This window comes from Desulforhabdus sp. TSK, assembly GCF_022836495.1.
Lineage (GTDB): Bacteria > Desulfobacterota > Syntrophobacteria > Syntrophobacterales > Syntrophobacteraceae > Desulforhabdus.
Genome location: NZ_BQXM01000006.1, coordinates 1 through 22,324, shown reverse-complemented (window position 1 = coordinate 22,324; position 22,324 = coordinate 1). Strand labels below are relative to the sequence as shown.

Sequence of the window (22,324 nt, the reverse complement as noted above, 5' to 3'; positions counted from 1 at the left end):
AGGAGGTAACGATATGCCTAATTTTGAAACCGTAGTCGTCGATACCGATCTCCTGATTATTGGCGGTGGTATGTCCGCTTGTGGTGCTACATTTGAAGCCGCTTACTGGGCCAAAAAGAATGGCTTGAAAGTAACCGTGGTTGACAAGGCCGCCATGGATCGTTCCGGCGCCGTTGCCATGGGTCTTTCCGCTATCAACGAATACATCGGCTATGCCAAGGGCAAAAACACCCTGGAAGATTACGTCAAGTACGTTCGCCAGGACCTCATGGGAATTTCCCGTGAAGATCTGGTATACGACATTGCGCGTCACGTCGACTCTTCCGTGCATCTCTTTGAAAAATGGGGCCTCCCCATCTGGAAAGATGAAAAGGGCGAGTATGTGAACGAAGGCCGCTGGCAGATCATGATCAACGGTGAATCCTACAAGGTCATCGTTGCCGAAGCAGCCAAGAACGCCATGAACGAAGCCGGCTTCAAGGATTGGCTGTACGAACGCGTTTTTATTACCGAGCCTCTGATGGACGGCGACAAGTGCATCGGTGGTGCAGGCTTCAGTGTCCGTGAAAACAAGTTTTATGTTTTCAAGGCAAAAGCGACCATCGCCATGATGGGCGGCGCCGTTCACGTATTCCGTCCCCGTTCCGTCGGTGAAGGTTTGGGTCGCGCCTGGTATCCCCCCTGGAACTCCGGCTCCACCGCTTATTTCACCATCAAGGCCGGCGCGGAAATGACCTGCCAGGAAGTGCGCTTCATCCCCGTGCGCTTTAAAGATGGTTACGGCCCTGTAGGCGCCTGGTTCCTCCTGTTCAAGTCCCGTGCAGTCAACGCCATGGGTGAAGAATACATGGTAACCCGCGCCGGCGAGCTCCCCAAGTGGGCTCCCTACGGTCTGGGCAAACCCATCCCCGCCAACCTGCGTAACTGGCTGGGCATGGAAGACCTCTTCATCGGCAAGGGCCCCATCTATATGAAGACGGAAGAAGCCATTGCCAACATCGCAGCCAAGTACAAAGACGACCCCAAGGCCTTCAAGAAGAAGATGAAGGAACTGGAAGCAGAAGCATGGGAAGACTTCCTGGATATGACCATCAGCCAGGCACTCCTCTGGGCAGGCAGCAACATTCAGCCCGAGGAAAAGCCGTCTGAAATCGCTCCGGCGGAACCCTATTTCATCGGTTCTCACTCCGGTGCTTCCGGCGCCTGGGTATGCGGTGCTCCCGATCTGATGCCTGCCGAATACGCGAAAGATTGGGAAAAGGTCGGTAAATACACCAACATGACCACCGTTAAAGGTCTCTTCACCGCAGGTGACGGTTCCGGTGCATCCAGCCACAAATTCTCTTCCGGGTCGCACGCAGAAGGCCGTATCGCCGGCAAGAGCGCCATTGCGTTCATCTTGGACAACAATGTTGCTCCCAAAGTCGATGATGCAACCATCGCTGCCCTGAAGGAAAAAATCCTTGCTCCTATGGCTCGCTTCGAGCAGTTTGGTGCGCTCTCCAGCGATCCCGACATCAACCCCAACTTCATGAAACCCAAGATGTTCATGTTCCGCCTCCAGAAGATCATGGATGAATACGTCGGTGGCGTTAGCGCACAATTCACCACCAACAAGTCTCTCCTGGAAAAAGGCCTTGAGCTCCTGGGCATGCTGAAGGAAGATGCCGAGAAGTTGGCTGCTCAGGATCTGCACGAACTGCTCCGCTGCCATGAAAATGTGCATCGTATGTGGATTGCCGAAAGCCATCTCCGCCACGTCATGTTCCGCGAGGAAAGCCGTTGGCCCGGCTACTACTTCCGCGCTGACTTCCCCGATATGGATGAAGCCAACTGGAAGTGCTTCGTCAACTCCGTATACAATCCCAAGACTGGCGAGTGGACGATGAAGAAGGTTCCGGTTGTCAACATTCTGTAATCGCGAGCCCTAAGTAATTGACCTCCGGGTGCACTCGCACCCGGAGGTTTTTTTTTGCTCTTCAATTCCCGTCGGTGCTCCTTGTCTTGACTCGCATGATGCCTCGCCTGCGCACAAGTCATTGGATTTTTTTATTGAAAATCTTCTCACCCTTGAGTTATCATATCTTGTTTTTGATTTCCTCAAATCTGCAGGATAGAGACACCGCAATGCATTGCCATATATTTTACACAACCAGTATGAAAACAGACCATGGAGGAAATTTATGGCCGATTCGCTGAACGGAAACCGGAGTATTCTGGTGGTAGGAGGCGGCATGAGCGGTTTGAGCGCCGCTCTCGAAGCCGCTGAAGCAGGGTCCCAGGTCTACCTCGTAGAAAAAGAGCCTTACCTGGGCGGACGTGTCGCTCGAATGAATCAGTATTTTCCCAAGCTCTGCCCTCCCAACTGCGGGTTGGAGATCAACTTCCGCCGCATCAAGGGCAATCCGCTCATCCGTTTTTTCACCATGGCGGAAGTCGAAAAAATCGAGGGCCAGGCAGGCAACTTCGATGTAGTCATTAAAACTCGCCCTCGCTACATCAATGAAAAATGTACCGGCTGCGGCCTCTGCGCATCGGCCGCTGAAACAGAAATTTCCAATGTCTTCAACTACGGTCTCGATAAGGTGAAGGCAGCCTATCTCCCCCATGAATTTGCGTTTCCCATGCGCTATGTTTTGGCTCCTGAAGTCATCGGGACACCCGAAGCCGAGAAGATCAAGGCGGCCTGCCCGTACGACGCTATCGATACCGCCATGCAGCCTGAACAGTTCGATCTCAAGGTAGGCGCCATCATCTGGGCTACGGGCTGGGAGCCGTATGCCGCCGAGAAGATCATCTATTATGGCGGAGGCAAGCATAAGAACGTCATCTCCAATGTCATGATGGAACGTCTGGCTGCCTTCAATGGCCCTACCGGCGGCAAAATCACCCGCCCTTCCGATGGCGGAGAAGTCCAGAAGATCGCCTTCATCCAGTGTGCAGGCTCCCGGGATGAAAACCATCTCCCCTATTGCTCGGGAATCTGCTGCCTCGCCTCTCTGAAGCAGTCCACTTACCTTCTGGAACAGAATCCCCAAGCGAGCGTGTCCATTTATTACATCGACATTCGTGCTCTCGGCAAATACGAAGACTTTTACATGAAAGTTCAGGCCGACGAGCGCGTCACCCTCATCAAGGGCAAGGCCGGTGAGATCACCGAAGATCCTGCCACAGGCATGGTGACGGTACAGGTGGAAGATCAAGCCACCGGCAAGATTCTCAAGGAACAGTATGACCTCGTCGTATTGGCTACGGGTATGGTCCCCAGTTCTGCATCCGGGAAAGTCCCTGCAGATGTCTCTTATGACGACAACGGATTCATCCTTTCGACACAACCCACGGCAGGGATCATCGGCGCAGGATGCGTGAAACGCCCTGTGGATGTATCGTCCAGTGTCCAGGATGCAACGGCGGCAGCTCTCAAGGCCATTCAGGCAACATGCAGGAGGTAGCTCAATGGAAAAGAAAATGGGGGTCTATATTTGCTCAGGCTGCGGACTGGGTGATGCACTCGACATGGAAGCCCTGGCCGAGGTGGCCTCATCCGATTACAGTGTGCCGGTCTGCAAACAGCATTCCTTTCTATGCAGCCCCGAGGGCAGGGATCTCATCCAGTCGGATTTTGATAAGGGCGAAATCGACACCGCCGTCATAGCAGCCTGTTCTCCCCGAGTAATGACGGATGTCTTCAATTTTTCCCTCGACAAGGTCGTGGAGCGGGTCAACCTTCGCGAGCAGGTGATCTGGTCTCACCCCGCCAACGACGAAGACACCCAGATGATGGCCCAGGATTTTCTCCGCATGGGCATTGTCAAGGCCACGGAGACGTTGCCTCCCGTGCCCTTTGAGGCTGAAAACCTCAGCAAGCGCATACTCGTCGTGGGTGGAGGACTGGCCGGGATCACCGCTGCCAGAGAAGCAGCCAAGGCGGGATATGAAACCGTCCTGGTGGAAAAGAGCGACCAGCTCGGTGGATACTTGAAGAATGTCTTCAAGCTGCCTCCCTCCCAACCGCCTTATGAGGAGCTGCAGAGCTTCGACCTCGAGGCACTGGTCGGTGAACTGTCCAGCCAGCCGGGCGTCAAGGTCTACACGGGAGCCCAGGTGAGTCAGATTTCGGGGGCACCCTGCATGTTCGATGTACAGATCTCTCAGAACGGCGGCCAGGTACAGGAACGTGTGGGCTCCATCGTCCTGGCCACGGGATCCGTCGAGTACGATCCCCAGAAGCTCGGACACCTCGGTTACGGGCAGTTCCCCGATGTCATCACGGCCGGGGCCCTCGAAACCATGTTCAAATCCGGCAACGTACAGCGCCCCTCCAACGGCCAGCCGGTCAACTCCGTCGGCTTCATTCTCTGCGCCGGCTCCCGGGATCCCGAGCACCTGCCTTACTGCTCAGCCGCATGCTGCGTAGAATCCCTCAAGCAGGCCAAATATTTCAAAGAAGCCAATCCGGAAGCAGCGGTCTACCTGTTTTATAAGGATATCCGCGCCAACGGCAATTACGAGCTCCTGTACAAGCAGCTTCAGAAAGACGGAGCTTTCTTTGTCCGTGGAACGGTGACGGGCATTGAGGATGATGGATCCGGCGGACTCATGGTCCTTGCCGACGACGTCCTGACGCGCTCTCCCATCATGTCCGAATCCCTGGAGCTGGTGGTTCTCGCCAACGGCATGGTTCCCACCACCGCCTTAGGCGAACCGAGTCGAGCTACGGCACCCAAGGAAGGGGAAGAAGCAGCGGAAGTCCCCGCCGACACCATCCTGGCTTCCAACATTTTGAACCTTCAATACCGCCAGGGTCCTGAGCTTCCCGCTCTGAAATACGGCTTCCCCGACTCGCATTTTGTCTGTTTCCCGTACGAGTCGCGACGAACCGGCATTTACCCCGCAGGGACTGTCCGTGCTCCCATGGACTACGCACGAGCCATGGACGACGCAACGGGAGCGGCCCTCAAGGCCATCCAGTGCGTGGAAATGGTATCCGAGGGTAAGGCTGTTCACCCCCGTGCGGGGGATCTCAGCTACCCGGAATTCTTCATGCAGCGATGCACTCAGTGCAAGCGGTGCACGGAAGAATGCCCGTTCGGCGCCATCAACGAAGACGAAAAGGGCAATCCTCTGCCCAATCCCACCCGCTGTCGCCGGTGTGGCGTCTGCATGGGGGCATGTCCCGAACGCATCATTTCGTTCAAGAACTACTCCGTCGGTATGATCGGCAATATCATCAAGAGCATCCAGGTCCCCGACGAATATGATGAAAAGCCCCGGATTCTCATTCTGGCCTGCGAAAACGACGCTTATCCCGCTCTCGACATGGCAGGCATTCGCCGCATGGGTTATAATCCCTGGGTTCGCATTCTCCCCGTCCGCTGCCTGGGCTCCATGAACCTTGTCTGGATCGCCGATGCACTTTCCAAAGGGATTGACGGCATCCTGCTGCTGGGTTGCAAGCATGGGGACGACTATCAATGCCATTTTGTCAAGGGCAGCGAACTGGCCAACATCCGCATGAGCAAGATCCAGGAGACATTGAATCGCCTCGTTCTGGAAAGCGACCGGGTGCAGTTGCAGCAGATTTCCATCACGGATTACCATCGGTTGCCCCAGATTCTGGATGATTTTTCGGCCCGGCTGGAAGAGGTTGGCCCCAACCCGTACAAAGGCTACTAGGCGAGCGGCTGAACCGGTCCGAAGAGGATGGCAGCTCAGATTTGCCGACTCTCCACAGATTTCAAGGAGTGATGACATATGGAACCAAAAGCTGTTTCAATGGAAATGAGGGACTATATCGCCTCGATGGGGGGTGAATCCCTCTCGTGGTGCATGCAGTGCGGGCTTTGTACCAATCTCTGTCCATGGCGCCTCGTCCCGGGATCGACCAGTGAGAACTTCAATATCCGGTACATGCAGCGCCTGGGTCAGATGGGCATGGAAGGCTTTGAAGATGAAGAAGTGCTCTTCGCCTGCTCCACTTGCAGCATGTGCCAGACCAACTGCCCCCGCGGCGTAAAGATTGTCGACAATGTGCGCGCCATGCGGGCAAGTCTCGTCGGTGCAGGCATGGCACCGGCCGGCCTGCGGCCCATCCTGGGGAGTGCTCATGCCAACGGAAATCCATGGGCGGGCCCCAGAGAAAAGCGCACGGACTGGCAGAAAGGCCTCGACGTACCGCAGTTCGGCCCGGATACGGAGTACTTCCTGTTCGTTTGCTGCCATTCCTGTTACGATCCTCGAAGCACCAAGATCGCCAAAAGCATCACGCAGCTCTTGAAGCATGCGGGGGTGAGCTTTGGTGTGATCGGCGCCGAGGAAAGCTGCTGCGGTGAAAGCATGCGTAAAGTCGGTGACGAAGAGCTCTTCACCAAGCTGGCTCAGTCCAACATCGAGCTTTTCAACAGCAAAGGCGTGAAAAAAATCATCACGACTTCCCCCCACTGCTTGTGGACCTTCAAGAACGAATACCCCGAGCTGGGTGGTGAGTGGGAAGTGATCCATTACACGGAGCTGCTGGCAGGGCTGGTGGCTGTAGGGAAGCTCTCCTTCCCCAAAGGCCTCGAGAAAAAGGTCGCCTACCACGATCCCTGCTACCTGGGACGCCACAGCGGCATCTACGATCTCCCCCGGAATCTTCTGAGCAGTCTTCCGGGAGTGGAGCCGCGTGAGATGCAACGCCGCGCGGAAATGAGCCTGTGCTGTGCGGGTGGCGGCGGGCGCATCTGGGCTGAAGCCGCAATGGGCGAGCGCTTTGGGGAGTTGCGCATCCACGACGCCCTGGCTCAGGGTGCGGAAGTTCTTACGACCGCTTGCCCATACTGTGTCAATATGTTAACAGACGCATGCAAGAGCCTGGACAAGCAAGATGATTTGGAGATTACGGAGCTTTCCGAGCTTCTGGCAGCGGCCCTTCCCTGATGAGTTGATCAAGGCTATAACACCCCATCAGCAGGGTCCACGCACACGGCTGAAATGGAGGTCGGAGCGCTCTTCCGCCAAAAGAAGGTTGGGGAGTGAAGGCGACCCCCATTTCACCAAACACTACATGAGCAATGAACGATGAAACCTGGGAACGTGGATTTCACTTCCCATCCGTCACCCTTCATTGCTCATCTATTTTCAAGGAAGGAGCGATACCCGCATGCCCGTAACCGCTGAGATCCTGAAGCAGCACCAACAGGATTACCTTATCGCCCGGTGGGAAGATGGAGAACTCGTCATGGAGCCGGTCTGTTCCTGTGGGACCCCGCTGGACGAAGATTATATTTGTAAGAAATGCCAGCGCAAATGTAACTGCAACTTCATTGCCTGCAGCGATCCTCAGGCCTTTTCCGTCGTGGAAAAGCTGCTGCAGGGGAACCCCAACTTCAAGAATTTTCAGGCGGCCCTCCTGGACCAGTGACGACCCTGCCCGAGGTCGCCTTCAAAACATGCTCCTTGCCGTCCATCACAGTGAGCACGCAGAGCAGGGCGAATGGGCCGCTTTCAACCATTGGCCATGAGCGTCGCTTCCCGCAGTAGCCGTACAGTCTTGAAATTAAATCATCGAGGATTCATATGTGCCCAAATGCATCCGCCCAAGACCAACCTGTCCTGACCCCCACCAGCACCTTTCACTTTGCCTGTGGAGACACTCTCCCCTGTTTCACTCAATGCTGCCGGGACGTGAATATCTACCTGACACCGTACGACGTGCTTCGCCTTCGGCGCTCCCTGAAAATCGGTTCCGGGAAATTTCTCGCCAAATACACGCGTCATTTTTTGGCACGTGTTACGAATATTCCCGTGGTCCAGTTCGATATGAGCCCCGACACACTCTATTGCAAGCTTGTGACCAGGGACGGCTGCAGCGTGTATAATAATCGGCCCTGGGCCTGCCGCATGTTTCCCCTGGACCTCGCTTCCAGGGAGGGTGAGTATCAGATGATCGTCGGAAGCGACCGGTGCAAGGGGCTGAAGGAGCCAAACACCATGACGGTTCGTGAGTGGTTGGATACTCAGGGCGTGGGGCCTTATGAAGAAATGGAGCGTCTTTTCCACTCCGTTCTACCCCCCAGCTTCAAGCCTGGGGCTGCCATGGATGCAGGACTCGGCAAGCTCCTTTTCCTGGCTTACGATCTCGATCGCTTTGCAGAAATGCTCGACAACCCTCGCTTCAGGGCCTTTTATGAACTGGACGACGAACTGCTGCGCCAGGTGAAGGAAGACGACGAAGCGATGCTGAGACTCGCCTTCCGCTACATTCGCAGTCAAATGGATGAGCTTTATCAGGTCATTTGAGCGGTGACGTTCCCTTTCTCCGACACAGCCACAAGGAATAACCATGTCCCTCGAAAAGACGGCCCCCGATGCCATTCAAGAGATGCTGCAGCCTTTGGAAAACGGGCAGTTTCAGTTCGCCTGCCATCCGGGGGTTCCCTGTTTCACCGAATGTTGCCGTGATCTGAAGCTGCTTCTCACTCCTTATGATATCCTGCGCCTCAAGAATCACCTTGGGCTGGATGCGAGGACTTTCCTGGATCAGCACACCAACACCGAACTGGACGTACGCCGCAATCTCCCCATGATTTACCTTCGAATGCAGGACAATCCCCGCAAGACCTGTCCCTTCGTTTCGGCATCAGGGTGTCAGGTCTACCCGGACCGCCCCGCGGCTTGCAGGATCTATCCCGTAGCTCGAGCTTCACGCATGCACCGCTTGCATGGAACCGTCCAGGAAGACTATTTCGTGCTGCATGAGGCGCACTGCCGGGGGTTTGAGGAATCCCGCGCATGGTCCGTCCAGGAATGGACTCAGGATCAGGGATTGGAACAATATCACCACTTCAACAATCAATGGATGGAGATCATCACCCACCCGAAATTGCTGCAGGAAAACGGAATCTCGGAAAAACAACAGCAGATGTTTTTTCTGGCGAGCTATAACATGGAAAAATTTCTGGATTTCGTGCTGGGGGGGCGGTTCCTGGATCTTTTTGACCTTCCGGAGGGGATGGCGAAGGCAGTGGTCGACAGTGATGATGCGTTGCTGGAGCTCGCTTTCCTGTGGCTGAAATTTTCTCTCTGCAATGAACCGGTCCTCAAAATTCGGGGGCGATGAACCAGCCTCCGGGACGCCCGCGCTCCAGGCATCCGGTTGCGTCGGAAAGCAAAGAGACAAAAATGGGGGCGCTTCAAGATGCCGTCCCCCATTTTTGAGAGGGTGGATGCTTATTTCTGCATCACCCGGAAGGTCTTCCATCATTCCTCGATAATATCCAGCTTTCCCACGTCATCGGAACAAACAGGCAGAGGCCCGGTTGTTCCCGAGACAGGATCGTAGCGGTGCCGGTAGGAACAGTTGTGCTGCATGCTTTCATCCATGTGCTTCCACCCTCTGACAAAATACGGACATTCATCGTTGAAGCAGACATACAGGAACTCGGCACTCCAGGTCGAAAAGGGAGGTGTCCGCCACTTGCTCATCTTTTTCCCACAGTGAGGGCATATTGTCTTAGCGTCTTCCATTTGCTTTTTCCTTTTTTGCCTCGAAACGAGGCCTTTTATATTCGATGCGTTGCAATAGTTTCGATTCGATGGATCCCTATTTTTGTAGGAGCGGCATCCTGCCGCGATGGCGAGCAAGTTGCGGCAGGATGCCGCTCCTACAAAAATGAGGTTTTCAGTCCTTAATGCGTATATCCCGGTCAATTTTTGCCCAGCCCACTCAAGAATCCGAGAGTACCTCGAGGGGAACAGGATAATCCTTCACGTCGAAATCTTTATTTTTCATAAAAATTTCAGCAAACTGTTTCATAGTACCCTTCATCACTTCTTCATGGTTGGGAATACTCTTGTCAAAAATCTCCCCAATTTTTTCGTAGGATAGCTTGCTCAGATCCTCCGAGGCCTTCGTGTATTCTTCTTTTGCCTTTGCTGGAAGGGCTTCGATCATGTTCTGACCCAGCATGCATTCAAAAAGGCGGTACATGTCATTGAGCAGTTTTTTCAGGGCGTCCCCTTCGAGGCTTGCCCCCTTCTTCTCCACCAGCACCTTACAAAAATTGACGATGTAAGGGTTCCGAACAGGGCCTGAAGAGCCGGCGTTTCTGGGCTCTATGGTAGGTGTCTCGTTCTGCGGCATCACTTCTTCATCCTCTCATTAGAATCATTTGCAACAACGGCTCTGCCTCTCGATACATCAAAGCTCACGATGACAAGGGCAGCCGTACCCCTGCAGTTTTTGTGCATTTTTTAACTAAGCATTTTTCTATAGCATTGCAATGCACCGGGGGCTATCTTTTTCCCCCTAGTGCGGTCGCCCGGACATCAGCATCCCCGCCTCCCCAATGTTTTGATTTAACGTCACCCCGGTGAAAACCGGGGTCCAGAAGGCCTTTATTCGCATGGATTCCGGCTTTCGCCGGAATGACAGTTGGTTAAGTCAACAGTACCCCCCTCCAACACCCGGCCAGAGGCATCAGAAAGCACCGTAAGCCGATGACCGCCTGTCCGCAAAGCAGGGAATTTGACCACGGAATGCCAGCATGGATGCCGGATCCAGGGTGGCCCGTATCCCCGTTTCCTCAGAGCCCCCCTCGGCCAGCACGCTTCCGGTCGGAGAAACGAGGGCGGAAGCGCCTCCATAATGCAGATTGTCTTCCGCTCCGCAGCCGTTGCAGCCCAGAACGAACATTTGGTTTTCAAGCGCCCGACTGCGCAGCAGCAAAGACCAATGATCCAGGCGCTCCACCGGCCATTGGGCAGAGACACAAAGGATTTCAGCCCCGTCGAGGGCAAGGCGTCTGGCCAGTTCGGGAAAGCGCAGATCATAGCAAATCATGATGCCGAGACGCCCGACACGGGTCTCACAGACAACAGGCACCTTCCCTGCCTCAAAATACTCATGCTCTCTGTTGTAGGAAAACAGGTGGATTTTGCGGTAACTCCCAGCCAGCACGCCGTCATCGATGACATACGAAACGTTGAAGATGCTGCCTTCCTCCTTTTCAGGCAGACTTCCCACCAGGACCATCTGGTACTGCCGGCTCCATGCCCTGAGGTATTCGAGAACCATGGGAGTAGCCCCGGCCACTTCATCCAGTCTCAAAAAGGAAAAGCTGGAGGACCACATCTCGGGAAGGACAAGGAGATGGCATCCCGCTTGCGCCATTGTGGACACCCAGTACTCGGCTTGCTTCATATTCTGCTGGATATCTCCGGGAATGACATTCAGCTGGCAACAGCCTGCAACGAAATCTTGCATCGCGACGCCCCTTTGGAAGACAATTCAAAAAAACCATTGAACATTCAATTTTCCGATTACAATTTGATTTTACCAGCCAAGAGGGATTAAATTCACAAGGTGCGGAGGCGGCTACCCCTGCGCTCTCATGATTGGTTGAGTCAACAAAATTGCCCCGGCCGTCGTCGGCATGAAGTGAACCAAAGGAATACTCTTTCCTGCGGGCTTCCGATAAACACGCGCAAACACGACCTCAAGGGAGGAAACATGGGAGAAAATCAAAATGTTTATGAATTACTGGCAACACACCTGGATCGTTTGCCGTCGGGTTTTCCCCGGACCCCTACAGGGGTGGAACTGCGCATACTTCAAAGACTTTTCACTCCCCAGGAAGCCTCACTCGCCCTGAGCCTCTCTCTCCGCCCCGAAACCCCCGAACAGATCGCCAAGCGCACCGGGCAGAATCCCGAAGCCCTCGCGCCTCAGCTGGAGGCCATGTCCAGGCGTGGCCTCATCTTCCGCATTCGCAAAGGGGATGAACCCCGATACATGGCCGCTCAATTCGTGATCGGTATCTGGGAATACCACGTCAACGATTTGAGGCCGGAGCTCATTCAGGACATGAACGAGTATCTGCCCTATTTTTTCGAAAAGATCAACCGGCTCAAAACACCGCAGCTCCGCACCATTCCCATCTCCAAGGCCATCTCTGTGGAACAGGCGGTCATGCCATATGAACAGGCACACCATATCATTCTGGAACAGGAAAAAATTCTTGTCGCTCCCTGCATTTGCCGAAGGGAGCACCAGATGGTAGGAGAAGGCTGCGACAAGCCCATGGAGTCCTGCCTGGTTTTTGGAACGGGAGCGGAATATTATGAAGAAAACGGCCTCGGTCGTTTCATCAGTCAGGGAGAGGCCTTGAACATTCTCGAGAACGCCGAACGGAGTGGCTTGGTTCTTCAGCCTTCCAACGCCCAGAAAGTCATCAACATCTGCACCTGCTGCGGATGCTGCTGCCAGATTCTCAAGAACCTGAAGAAGCTCCCGGATCCGGCGCACTATGTGGCCTCCAATTATTTTGCCTCCATCGATGCCGATGCATGCACTCTGTGCGGAACCTGTGTCTCCAGATGTCAGATGGATGCGGTAGAATTGCTGGAGAAAGCCGCCAGCGTGCTTCCAGAAAGGTGTATCGGCTGCGGCCTCTGCGTGTCCACGTGCCCCGAAGAGGCGATCCACCTGCGGCTGAAGCCCGACGAAGAACGAACGACACCGCCCGCTCATTTCCTGGAGACTTACAAGAGGATTGCCAAAGAGCGGATTGCAAGAATGCGGCAGGCCGACGGCCGGACGGATTTAAAGACCCATTGAGCAGGACGAAGCCAGGCATCCCCGAGGAAAAGAATGGAGGGTACTTAAAAGGATGGCGACCATTGTCAAAGCACCTCCCGGCAATAGCTTCGAAACTCTCGCGACAATCCATCTCGGAGACACAGACCCCTATGGCGTCGTTTACTTTACGGCTTACTTCAGGTACTTTCACCAAGGCATCGAAGAATTCTTCCGGCATCTCGGCATTCCACCCGAGGAAATCTTCAGAAACAAGGAGAAGGGGTTCGGACTCCCCATCGTGCATGCCTCCTGCAGCTTCCATCGGCCGGTGAGATACGGGGAAACGCTTCGCATGGCGATCCATGTTCTGAGTATTGGCGAAAAGGCCCTGACATTCGGCTTTTATTTCCACCCCCAGGAGGGGGATTTCGTCATCGCTCATGGTGAAGTGACCATGGTCTCCATAGACCGATCCTGGCATTCGAGGAATCTCCCCGAAAGACTGCTCGACGCCCTTGCCCTTTACCTGCCGCCCGTGCGGCAGCCCTGACCCGTGGGCACTGGCGGAAGCCGGCAGGGACCATTACCGGAGAGGGCACTATTGACTCTCCAAAAAAATCGGCGAATATGGACCGGAACCCTCGTGAAAGTATGACGGGACTCCGGCCAGGTTCCATATCGGCAGAAGACAGCCTGGAATGGATTTCGCAGGTTGTCTCATCGTCCAAATCGTCCTGAAGCAACTGTTCAATAAGGTAGGCTCGGACAGAGCGAAAAAAGGTTGGAAAGATTATGGGAGCAGTACAGAAAACGTATCAAGAGATCAATGAAAAAATCCGGAAAGGGCAAGCCGTTGTCGTTACGGCTGAAGAAATGGTCGGAATCGTGAAAAAGAAAGGTCCTGTTCAAGCCGCCCGCGAGGTGGATGTGGTAACGACCGGTACATTTGCTCCCATGTGCTCGTCCGGCGCCTTCATCAATTTTGGCCACACCCAGCCCCCCATCAAGGCAAGCAAAGTCTGGCTCAACGATGTGCCCGCGTATGGAGGATTGGCAGCCGTGGATCTCTTTATCGGAGCGACAGAGCCGGCTTTCGACGACCCCCTCAACAAGATCCGCCCGGGCTCTTTTGACTACGGAGGAGGACACGTCCTCCATGATCTGGTAAGCGGAAAGTCCGTCCAGCTGCGCGCCGAGGGTTACGGCACGGATTGCTACCCCCGGCGCCAGGTGGAAATGACCGTTACCCTTGCAGACCTGCCCTACGCGGTGCTCTGCAATCCACGCAACGCGTACCAGAACTACAATTGCGCCGTCAACCTCTCCCAGAAAACCATCTTCACCTACATGGGCACATTGAAGCCGCGCCTGGGAAATGCCAACTATTCCACTTCCGGGCAGTTGAGCCCCCTTTTCAACGACCCCTACTACAGAACTCTGGGCCTGGGGACTCGCATTTTTCTGGGAGGTGCCCAAGGGTACATCACGTGGCAGGGCTCTCAACACAATCCCAATGCAGCGCGCCTGCCCAATGGGGTCCCCCGCGGACCGGCCGGCACCCTCATGGTCATGGGGGATCTCAAAGAAATGAAACCGCGTTGGGTGCTGGGCGTCAGCCTGCAGGGCTATGGCTGCTCCCTCTCCCTGGGAGTGGGCATTCCCATTCCCATACTCGATGAAGAGATGGCCTATTATACCGGTGTATCCGACGAAGATATTGTAACCCAGGTGAAGGATTACAGCTTCACGCGACCCGATCCTTTGTGCGAAGTGTCGTATGCACAGCTGCGCTCTGGAAGCATCACGGTGGAAGGAAAAGAGTTGCCCACAGTGCCTTTGTCGAGCTATGTGCGTGCAAAGGAGATCGCAGAACTTCTGAAGGACTGGATCCAAAAAGGGACTTTTTCCCTGGGAGAGCCCCAACACCTTCTGCCCACCGCATCGGGAGAACGTCATGGTATTCCCGAGTCGGTCCTTCGCAGTTTCGAAAATCCTTCGACAGATTGATTTCCATGCCGAAACCCCTTCGCATCCCTTCCGACCTTGAGGAAAAAATCAAGGTCGTGGAGGGGATGCTGTCACCCTACCCTTCCCTTGCCGTTGCCTTTTCAGGAGGAGTGGACAGCACGCTGCTGGCTTGGCTCCTACTCAGGATGCAGGGGAAGAAGGTCCTCGGCCTTTGGGTTGAAACTCCCTTCGCCGCCACGAAAGAATGCAGAGGCTCCAGGACGACAGCCGCTGAGATCGGGCTTCAGCTGGAGGTCATTTCCTTCGACCCCACCGCCGTGGCTTCTGTGCGGGAGAATTCGCTCCTGCGCTGTTATTTTTGCAAAAAGGAGCTCATGTCCCGAATCAAGTCCAGGGCTCGGGCCCTGGGTTATCCTGTCGTGGTGGAAGGAAGTCACGCCAGTGATGCAGCAAGCTATAGGCCGGGACGAAAAGCCCTCTCGGAAATGGAAATCCTCAGCCCTTTGGCTGCCGCGGGCTTCCACAAAGATGATATTCGTGAGATGAGCCGTCTGGCAGGGCTTCCAACATGGAGCCTTCCTTCCCAGTCCTGCCTGGCCACACGCATCCCTTATGGGACGCCCCTCAGCATTGACCTTCTGCGCAGGGTTGAAGCAGCCGAAGCCTTTCTGTGGGATCTGGGATGCCGACAGGTGCGAGTCCGCTGCCACGGCGACCTCGCCCGCATCGAAATCCCTCCCCCTGACTTTCCTCTGATCCTTAAGGACGAGGTCCGAGGAGAGCTCCTCAGCCACTTCCAGGGGCTGGGATTTCTTCATATCAGCCTGGACCTGGAGGGTTATCGAAGCGGCTGTTGGGACAAAATGAACGGTTAACGAATGAGCAAGGAATTTATGACTGAAAGCAAAGCAACAGGCATTGGGCTTCTGTCGGGAGGTCTCGACAGCATCCTCGCGGTAAAAGTACTGCAAGAACAAGATCTTCGTCTCCTGGGCGTGACCTTCAGCACACCGTTTTTCTCCGGGCAGCCAGGCATCGATGCAGGGCGCGCGGCCGGGATCGAGGTTCAAGTCATCGATTTGACCGATAAGCATCTGGCGATGCTGAGAAACCCCGTTTACGGCTTCGGCAGCCAGATGAATCCCTGCATCGACTGCCATGCCCTCATGCTCCGGGAAGCCGGGCAGCTGATGGAACAGATGAAGGCGGATTTCCTCTTCACGGGAGAAGTCCTGGGGCAGCGCCCCATGAGTCAGCGCCGCGACTCGTTGAGGAGCGTCGAAAAGCTCTCGGGATACCCCGGCCGCATCCTGCGTCCCCTCAGCGCGCGCCTGCTGCCCCCGACGCTTGTGGAAAACGAAGGGAAGGTGGACCGCGAGCGACTTCTGGATATCAATGGTCGCTCCCGCAAAAGGCAGATCGAGCTCGCCAGGCATTACGGAATCAAAGTCTATCCCCAGCCCGGCGGTGGCTGTATGCTCACCAAAGAGGGGTTTGCCCGGAAGCTCCGGGAATTGTTTACTCTTTACCCTGATGCGGGTGCCAGGGAAATAGAGCTGCTCAAATGGGGACGCCACTTACTCCTTCCTGGCGGGGTTTTCCTGGCAGTAGGACGGCAGCAAACGGACAACGAAAGATTGGGATCCCTCGCCGGGCCTGAAGAAGTGGTCCTGCGAGTCCTGGACCATCCCGGTCCCCTGGGGGTTTTGCTCCATTTGACCCCGGAGACTGAAGCGCTGTCGCTGGCGGCGAAGGTAGTCGTCTCCTACAGTGACGCCCCGTTGGAGGGGGCCGTGAGAGTCGAATGGAAGCACGCCGGCAAAACGGGAATGGTGACTGAGGCCAACAACCTGCGCAAGGAAGAGATGAAGCAATATTTGCTGTAGGAACCGCTGGTGCAGCCGTGTGAGGGGCTTTGGCGGCTCTTTCAGGGGGATACGCCGCCGTCGTCATGCTCCATGGCGTATTGGCAGTGAGGATTCAGAGGGCAGATGGATGTCCTGGGTTTTCTGGCCTGACAAATCTTCCTGCCGTGCTGAATGAGCTGGTGGCAAAAGTCTGTCCAGCGTTCCCGGGGAATGAGGGACATGAGATCCTGTTCGATTTTGACCGGGTCTTTGTGGGCGGTCAGTCCCAGGCGCTGCGACACCCTGGCGACATGAGTGTCGACGACAATGCCGGGGATATGGAATGCATCTCCCAGCACCACGTTGGCCGTCTTCCTCCCGATTCCCGGCAGCTTGACGAGGATGTCCAGATCGGCGGGAACTCTCCCCTCATACTCCGCATCCAGGATGCGGCAGCACGCCTGAATGTTCTTCGCCTTGTTCCGGAAAAAGCCGGTGGACCGGATGTCTTCTTCCAACTCTTCCAGCGACGCTTCCGCAAAAGCTTTGGCCGATGGATATTTCGTGAACAATCCCGGGGTGACATGATTGACACGCTCATCCGTGCATTGAGCGGAGAGAATCGTGGCGACGAGGAGCTGCAAAGGGCTTTCATAGCCGAGGGAGCACCGGGCCTCGGGATAATGTTCATCGAGGAGACTAAGAATGGCATGGATCCGCTCTGCGGGGGGGCTGAGCGCGTTTCGATGCTTGACGGTCTTTTTAGGAGGCATGGGTCGATTATCCCGCTTCGGATGCAAAAATAATAATAGATTGGAGCACATCGTCACCACGAAATTGTCATTTTTATATGTCAAAGTTATCATTGGATTTCAAGAAGAAACGATTTAATATACGTATACGAAGCGGTAAGGAGCCAGTCTTGCAGCACTGGTCGACGTGTGGCCCCCAATGGACAGGAATTTTGACAAAATGATAGAGACAAACATCAAAGGTTTACTCCACAGCTTAAATGAAGTTAGGGATCTCTCAGGTTATGATGAAAGAACGAGGCGCCACTTCAAAAGAAACCGCAACAGATTCCTGGGGGAAAAGCAGCCCATGAACACGCATATCATCGTTTGTCCCTTTTGTGAAAATGGGCATCCGGTTCCACACGATTTCGATTCCATCCACCGGTGCAACTGTGGTGCCTGCTATAAAGTGTGCGGGAATCATGCCCTGGAAATGGGCGTCGGGGACATTGCGAATGAACTGTGGAATGAAGAGGAGCTCGATTTTGTGCGATCCATTCCGGTGGACTTCTGCAACATCGTCATCGAAAAGGATTTCGATCGGCTGCTGGCTTTGAAGCAGACAGCTGACGTCAATATGATCGAACGCTTCTGCAAGTACGACATCAATACCCACCTGAGCCTGGTTTGGGTAAAACGCCTTTTCTAGGAGCGCCTGTTTCACATTTCCTTTTGGGCACGCGGGTCACCGGCAGGCTCACCCGGCGCAGTAGCCCACGAGAACACATGCCGTCAGGGCAGAAGGCCATCAAGCGCTTCCGCCCTGATCTTTTTTGGCGGTACCCGGCATGCGCTCACTGGAGCGGGATGAGAGGGGCCCGTCTTTTGGTCTCCATCGGCACTGAATTCTGAAAAGACAGGAACGCATCATGACAGAACCCGGCGGTCGTTGTGTAATGGAATCCCGAGAGATCGAAAAAGCCCTGGATAGACTTGCCACAGAAATTGTAAAGCAAAAACAAATGGATTCCCAGAAATTGGCCCTAGTGGGAATCCACACGGGGGGAGTCTACCTGGCCAGGAGACTGGAGCGCATCATCTTTGATCAATTTCGGATCTCCGTTCCAGTGGGAACGCTCGACATCAATCTTTACAGGGACGATTGGACCCGGCTGCACACGCAGCCCCTGGTGCGTTCTACTGAATTGCCGTTCCCCATCGACGACCGCGAAGTGGTCCTCGTGGATGACGTACTTTTTACAGGCCGAACCATACGAGCGGCCCTCAATGCCATCATGGACTATGGCCGCCCCAAGCACATTCAGGTGGCCGTGCTGGTGGATCGCGGGCACCGGGAACTGCCCATCTGTGCCCAGTTTATCGGAAAGGAGCTCCAGACGCTCCTGGAAGAACAGGTCAATGTGCTCCTCCAGGAAAAAGACGGAGAGGACCGTGTTGTCATAGAAAGTCTGCGGGAACCTTCCTGAGAAACGGATTGCTCCCAGGCGTGCGGGTCCGAGGAGAGGCTTCAGCTCACAGCCTGGCTCAAGCGACTCAGATCGAGGTTTCCCCCCGTCATCACGGTCACGGCTTTCTTGCCGGCCAGTTTGTCCTTGATCTTGAATGCTGCAGCCAGGGACGCCGCTCCGGCGACTTCGGCCAGGTTCTGAGTATAGCGCAGGGCCAGGCGGACGCCTTCAAGGAGCTCATCTTCAGTCAGCAGGACAATATCCGTGATGCGATCCTTCAAAATCATGAAGGGAATTTCGAAAACCGACCGTGCCGCCAGTCCCTCGGCAATAGTAGCCGCGCCGGGAACGGTCACCTTCTTCTTCTGACGCCAGGATTCATAAAAAGACGGCATGCGCTCGGCCTGAACCCCGATGAGCTCGACTCTGGGATTGATGCCCTCCATGACTTTTGCCAGGGCGGCACAGCCCGTCCCTCCTCCGATGGGCATGATGATGACATCTACATCGGGAACCTCCTCGAAAATCTCCAGGCCCATGGTGGCGATGCCGTTGATGAGGTGCGGTTCGTTGCCCTGGCGAAGATAGTACATGCCGGTGCTTTCGGCCAACTCTTCACAGTAATCCTGAGTCTCGTAGAAGTCGCTGCCGTGCTCGATGAGTTGTGCGCCATAGGACAGAATGGTGGCATTGATTTCGGGGTTGTTATCCACCGGCACGACGACGTTGCAGAAGATGCCCTGTTCCTGAGCTGCCCAGGCAACGGCCAACCCGTGATTGCCGCGGGTGGAGAGAATGACTCCCCGCTTTCGAATGTCTTCGGATACGTGCGCCATGAAATTGACTGCACCCCGAACCTTGAAGGAATTGGTCGGAAGGTGGTTTTCGTGCTTGACATACATGTGCGTCCCGAGCTCATCCGAAAGCCTTTTGTAGTAAGTCATGTGAGTGGGCTTCAGCCTCTGCTCCACAACGCGGCGCGCTTTAAAGACCTCCAGCATATTCACCTGAGACAGCAAATCTTCATAATGCCGGTTCATATTCCCTCCTCTTATCGTACAGACGTTTTCTAGGATACCTGCCACCCATTGCCCAGGATTATTCGCCCGAGGATCGCATTCCATGCAGAAGACTTCGCGCGTCAGCAGCAACTCATCCCGGCGGGATGATCATATACCAGAATTCCCTTTTGAGCCAGGAGATGTAGAAGGAGCCCACACTGCTGGCAGGTGTTTGGACCGATTCCCAGCCGGTCGCATTTTCATTTTTCATTTGAAATGCTCCGGAACTCGTGCTAAAGACTATTCCACTTTGAGCGGGAGTAGCTCAGCTGGCTAGAGCATCAGCCTTCCAAGCTGAGGGTCGCGGGTTCGAAGCCCGTCTCCCGCTCCAGAAAAATCAAGGGGATAGACCGGAAGGCCTATCCCCTTCTTTGTTTTCTGCGCCATATTTGCGCCATATTAGCTGAGCCTAATTTCAAAAATCGCTCTTCGTATCATTTCCCAAATAGAAATTTCCCGAGGTCTTGAGCGTGCTCTGGGTGACGATCCTTCATGAGATGGCCATAGACTCGATCAATGAGTGATTCATCGGCATGCCCCAGCTGCTCCTTGATGTACTGGCGCGGTTTTCCCAACTCGATCAGCATTGAACAGTAGGTGTGGCGGAAACAGTGGAAGTGTCGGTATGGCAATCCCGTGGTGTTGAACAGAGGAGCATACACCCTTCTCTGCCAGTTAGAGGCATGAATCGGTTGACCGGTGCGGCCAGGAAACACCAGGTTATCATCCGTCTTCCAGCACTGGAGGTTCCAGGCCCTAAGATGCGACAGCAGCTCGGGGGCGGCATCGATACGGCGCCTGGATGTTGAGCTCTTCACGTCATAGTAAGAATCATGGTTGTAGGTGCGCCTGATGAATATCTGGCCATGATCCCATAGGACATCTGACCACTGAAGTCCGAAAAGCTCTCCTCGTCGAGCACCAGTGAGAGCGGCGGTGAGCAGGAGGGTTTTATCGCGTTCTTCTCTGGCTGCCTCGATCAAGGCGTGGATTTCATCGGGCTGAAGTACCATGATTTGATCGTCATCATTTGGCTCGCTCTGGTTCCTCGGCATCTGTAGTGACGAAATGGGATTGTGCTCGATGAACTTTCGGCGTACGGCATGATCTAGGATGCGCTTCAGACAACCGAGAATTTTCCGCAGGGTAACAGGCGTTACGCCTACATCGAGGCGCTCTCGCTTGAATCCTTCAAGCACCTCGTAGGTGATCCTCGTTATGGGAATCGCTCCTATTTCGAATATATGATTTGTGACATAGCCCCGGTACATCTTCAGTGTCGATGGCCGAATATCGGGTTGTACTGTCCCCAAATAATCCTCGCATACGTCACCGAGCGTCGGAGCCCCGCGATCCGCCGTGAGCACCCCGGCCGCAGCTTTGCGTTCAAGGGCGCTTGCCTCATTGATCGTATCCTCCTCGGTAGATCCTTCCGGCATCGTATGGAAACGGCGTTTTCCTGAGGCATCCCAATACCGGATGACCCAGCGGTCGCGGTACTCATCAAAGGAGTAGCTATTGTGGCGTTGTTTGGGAGGCATCTCAGCCCTTCACAGTCCTGACCGTCGGGTCAAATCATCAAGGCATTCCACTCCCACCGGAATCGGTGGAAGGCTGGAGAAAAACCCTGTATTCCCGGAACCTATTCTTGGGGTAAGTGCGCTGCCTAATTCACGCACGCACTATGAGGCCTGTAGCCAGCTTTCATAGCCTCTTCCTTGGACGTAAAGACTTGCGTGCAGTTTTTGCAGTCATAGTCCTTGCAGCCTGGCCCATGAAACACATGGCTCCGCACATTCCCATGGTAGGCGGTCCCCTGCGACTGAACCGATGGACTCTCAATTGCTGCCGCCGAAACCGAAGGCCGAGGAGTTGGCGTGGCTGTCGATGATTCCCGAGCGTTGCGCCGAAATTCCCATGGAGGTGTCGGATTGGGAGTGGACCAAAGGCCGTTCTTTTCGTCCTTCGCCTTGGCTTCGATGAACTCCCATGCTTTGCATTCGGGCCGCGTGCAATACTGCCGATAGACCCAGGCATGCCCAGAGCGAATCAATATAATGTACCCCGAAAACTGGAAAGAGAACTAAATGTGGAAGTGCCGTTCCGGTCCAAGTTAAAATTAAAGGGCAAGTAGGGCAGATGAAGGTCGAACTCGATTGGCTCAAAAAAAAATCTGGCCTTATCGACAAATGAAAAGAGAGAGCGGATAGAGCCGGATCATCCGCAGATCCCGGTCTGCAGGCAGTGTGAATTGTTGAGGCTGCCTCGCTCCAGCTACTACTACCAACCCATGGATGTGTCCGGGTTCGAAACGGAGTTGATGCGCCTGATAGACAGGCAGTACATGGAGACCCCCTTCTACGGCATTCGTCGCATGACCGCCTGGCTCAATCGGAAGGGCTACCCTGTCAATCACAAGCGCGTGGCTCGCCTCATGCGGATCATGGGGATCGAGGCGATCTACCCCAAACCCAAACTGAGCGTGGGGGATAGCGAACACAGGATCTATCCCTACCTGCTGAAGGGAGTTCAAATCGTACGGCCCGATCAGGTCTGGTCGAGCGACATCACCTACATTCCCATGCACCGGGGCTTTGTCTATCTGGTGGCGGTGATGGACTGGTACAGCCGGTACGTGCTCTCCTGGGAGGTCTCGGTCACGATGGATGTGCATTTTTGCATAAGT

General features: G+C 54.9%; 21 protein-coding genes, 1 tRNA gene and 1 pseudogene. 16 read left to right on the top strand and 7 right to left on the bottom strand.

Annotated elements, in window-relative coordinates; genetic code table 11:
- Positions 1–13: 13 nt before the first annotated feature.
- From aprA to MWC30_RS05130, 7 genes are all read left to right on the top strand, one after another.
- Positions 14–1,918, top strand: a complete 1,905-nt coding sequence (gene aprA, locus MWC30_RS05160) for an adenylyl-sulfate reductase subunit alpha (RefSeq protein ID WP_244083089.1) — start codon at positions 14–16, stop codon at positions 1,916–1,918.
- Between the two features lie 265 nt (positions 1,919–2,183).
- Positions 2,184–3,452: a CoB--CoM heterodisulfide reductase iron-sulfur subunit A family protein gene (locus MWC30_RS05155; protein ID WP_244083088.1), complete on the top strand. Its 1,269-nt coding sequence runs from the start codon at positions 2,184–2,186 to the stop codon at positions 3,450–3,452.
- Between the two features lie 4 nt (positions 3,453–3,456).
- Entirely contained in the window at positions 3,457–5,676 is a 2,220-nt protein-coding gene (locus MWC30_RS05150; protein WP_244083087.1) for an FAD-dependent oxidoreductase, read from the top strand.
- 78 nt (positions 5,677–5,754) lie between these two features.
- Positions 5,755–6,918, top strand: coding sequence for a (Fe-S)-binding protein (locus MWC30_RS05145; RefSeq protein WP_244083086.1), 1,164 nt, complete (start codon positions 5,755–5,757; stop codon positions 6,916–6,918).
- A 223-nt stretch (positions 6,919–7,141) separates the two neighbouring features.
- Positions 7,142–7,402, top strand: coding sequence for a hypothetical protein (locus tag MWC30_RS05140; protein ID WP_244083085.1), 261 nt, complete (start codon positions 7,142–7,144; stop codon positions 7,400–7,402).
- Positions 7,403–7,557: 155 nt separating this feature from the next.
- Entirely contained in the window at positions 7,558–8,280 is a 723-nt protein-coding gene (locus MWC30_RS05135) for a YkgJ family cysteine cluster protein (RefSeq protein WP_244083084.1), read from the top strand.
- A 43-nt stretch (positions 8,281–8,323) separates the two neighbouring features.
- The gene (locus tag MWC30_RS05130; protein WP_244083083.1) at positions 8,324–9,100 is read left to right on the top strand and encodes a YkgJ family cysteine cluster protein; all 777 of its coding nucleotides are present in this window, start codon (positions 8,324–8,326) and stop codon (positions 9,098–9,100) included.
- A gap of 140 nt (positions 9,101–9,240) precedes the next feature.
- Here the strand turns inward: MWC30_RS05130 and MWC30_RS05125 are convergent, their stop codons facing one another.
- The 3 genes from MWC30_RS05125 to MWC30_RS05115 form a co-directional block, all read right to left on the bottom strand.
- Complete coding sequence (locus MWC30_RS05125; RefSeq protein WP_244083082.1) at positions 9,241–9,507, bottom strand: ogr/Delta-like zinc finger family protein; 267 nt, start codon at positions 9,505–9,507, stop codon at positions 9,241–9,243.
- Positions 9,508–9,706: 199 nt separating this feature from the next.
- Entirely contained in the window at positions 9,707–10,123 is a 417-nt protein-coding gene (locus MWC30_RS05120; RefSeq protein WP_244083081.1) for a DUF5663 domain-containing protein, read from the bottom strand.
- 336 nt (positions 10,124–10,459) lie between these two features.
- Entirely contained in the window at positions 10,460–11,245 is a 786-nt protein-coding gene (locus tag MWC30_RS05115; protein WP_244083080.1) for a carbon-nitrogen family hydrolase, read from the bottom strand.
- A 246-nt stretch (positions 11,246–11,491) separates the two neighbouring features.
- Between MWC30_RS05115 and MWC30_RS05110 the strand changes: the two genes are divergently transcribed.
- The 5 genes from MWC30_RS05110 (at position 11,492) to MWC30_RS05090 (ending at position 16,413) form a co-directional block, all read left to right on the top strand.
- On the top strand, positions 11,492–12,598 hold the full coding sequence (locus MWC30_RS05110) for an ATP-binding protein (protein WP_244083079.1): 1,107 nt from the start codon (positions 11,492–11,494) through the stop codon (positions 12,596–12,598).
- A 52-nt stretch (positions 12,599–12,650) separates the two neighbouring features.
- Positions 12,651–13,109 carry a thioesterase family protein gene (locus MWC30_RS05105; protein WP_244083078.1) on the top strand — a complete coding sequence of 153 codons (459 nt, stop codon included), beginning with the start codon at positions 12,651–12,653 and terminating at the stop codon, positions 13,107–13,109.
- 242 nt (positions 13,110–13,351) lie between these two features.
- A complete protein-coding gene (locus MWC30_RS05100; RefSeq protein WP_244083077.1) occupies positions 13,352–14,566 on the top strand; it encodes a homocysteine biosynthesis protein in 1,215 nt (404 codons plus the stop codon).
- Positions 14,567–14,571: 5 nt separating this feature from the next.
- A complete protein-coding gene (gene larE, locus MWC30_RS05095) occupies positions 14,572–15,402 on the top strand; it encodes an ATP-dependent sacrificial sulfur transferase LarE (RefSeq protein WP_244083076.1) in 831 nt (276 codons plus the stop codon).
- 18 nt (positions 15,403–15,420) lie between these two features.
- Positions 15,421–16,413 (top strand): tRNA 4-thiouridine(8) synthase ThiI, encoded by a 993-nt coding sequence (locus tag MWC30_RS05090; RefSeq protein ID WP_244083075.1) that lies wholly within the window; start codon positions 15,421–15,423, stop codon positions 16,411–16,413.
- Positions 16,414–16,454: 41 nt separating this feature from the next.
- Here MWC30_RS05090 and nth read toward each other — a convergent pair whose 3' ends face one another.
- On the bottom strand, positions 16,455–17,147 hold the full coding sequence (nth, locus tag MWC30_RS05085) for an endonuclease III (protein WP_244083074.1): 693 nt from the start codon (positions 17,145–17,147) through the stop codon (positions 16,455–16,457).
- Between the two features lie 328 nt (positions 17,148–17,475).
- On the opposite strand from nth, the gene MWC30_RS05080 reads away from it, so the two are divergent.
- Positions 17,476–17,817, top strand: a complete 342-nt coding sequence (locus tag MWC30_RS05080; protein ID WP_244083073.1) for a hypothetical protein — start codon at positions 17,476–17,478, stop codon at positions 17,815–17,817.
- Between the two features lie 220 nt (positions 17,818–18,037).
- Positions 18,038–18,595 (top strand): bifunctional pyr operon transcriptional regulator/uracil phosphoribosyltransferase PyrR, encoded by a 558-nt coding sequence (pyrR, locus tag MWC30_RS05075; protein WP_244083072.1) that lies wholly within the window; start codon positions 18,038–18,040, stop codon positions 18,593–18,595.
- Positions 18,596–18,636: 41 nt separating this feature from the next.
- Here the strand turns inward: pyrR and MWC30_RS05070 are convergent, their stop codons facing one another.
- Positions 18,637–19,617 carry a threonine/serine dehydratase gene (locus MWC30_RS05070; protein ID WP_244083071.1) on the bottom strand — a complete coding sequence of 327 codons (981 nt, stop codon included), beginning with the start codon at positions 19,615–19,617 and terminating at the stop codon, positions 18,637–18,639.
- A gap of 275 nt (positions 19,618–19,892) precedes the next feature.
- On the opposite strand from MWC30_RS05070, the gene MWC30_RS05065 reads away from it, so the two are divergent.
- Positions 19,893–19,969: transfer RNA gene (locus MWC30_RS05065), tRNA-Gly, on the top strand.
- Between the two features lie 103 nt (positions 19,970–20,072).
- Here MWC30_RS05065 and MWC30_RS05060 read toward each other — a convergent pair.
- Both MWC30_RS05060 and MWC30_RS22870 read right to left on the bottom strand, forming a co-directional pair.
- A complete protein-coding gene (locus tag MWC30_RS05060; protein ID WP_244083070.1) occupies positions 20,073–21,179 on the bottom strand; it encodes a site-specific integrase in 1,107 nt (368 codons plus the stop codon).
- Positions 21,180–21,304: 125 nt separating this feature from the next.
- Positions 21,305–21,691 carry a thermonuclease family protein gene (locus MWC30_RS22870; RefSeq protein ID WP_368860802.1) on the bottom strand — a complete coding sequence of 129 codons (387 nt, stop codon included), beginning with the start codon at positions 21,689–21,691 and terminating at the stop codon, positions 21,305–21,307.
- A gap of 74 nt (positions 21,692–21,765) precedes the next feature.
- Here MWC30_RS22870 and MWC30_RS05055 point away from each other — a divergent pair.
- Positions 21,766–22,324: pseudogene (locus tag MWC30_RS05055) on the top strand (IS3 family transposase); the annotation flags it as partial.